At 68.4% G+C, this 348-nt stretch carries 1 protein-coding gene; it reads right to left on the minus strand.

Annotated elements, in window-relative coordinates:
• On the minus strand, nt 1-348 hold a 348-nt coding region (locus ADL05_RS03075; RefSeq protein ID WP_156365696.1), incomplete at both ends, for an STAS domain-containing protein.

Below are 348 nucleotides of genomic sequence, written 5' to 3' on the forward strand. Positions count from 1 at the left end.
CTCGACCTCCACCCCGTGCTTGCGGAAGTGCTCGGTGACCTGGTCCAGGGCGGCCACGGCCGAGGAGTCCCACACGTGCGCCTTGGTCATGTCGATCACGGCCTTGGTCAGGCCCTTCTCGGCGTAGTCGAACCGGCCGACCAGCTCACCGGTGGAGGCGAAGAACAGCTCGCCGTTGACCGAGTAGACGCGGGTGCCGCCCTCGGGGTCGAGCACGCTGGTCAGGTCGGCGTGCACCGCCGCCTTGCGGGCGAAGAGCACCATCGAGACGATCACGCCCACGATCACGCCGAAGGCCAGGTTGTGGGTGGCCACCACCACCGCCACGGTCACCACCATGACCAGGGT

The sequence above is a fragment of the Nocardiopsis sp. NRRL B-16309 genome (genome assembly GCF_001279585.1).
Taxonomy (GTDB): domain Bacteria; phylum Actinomycetota; class Actinomycetes; order Streptosporangiales; family Streptosporangiaceae; genus Nocardiopsis.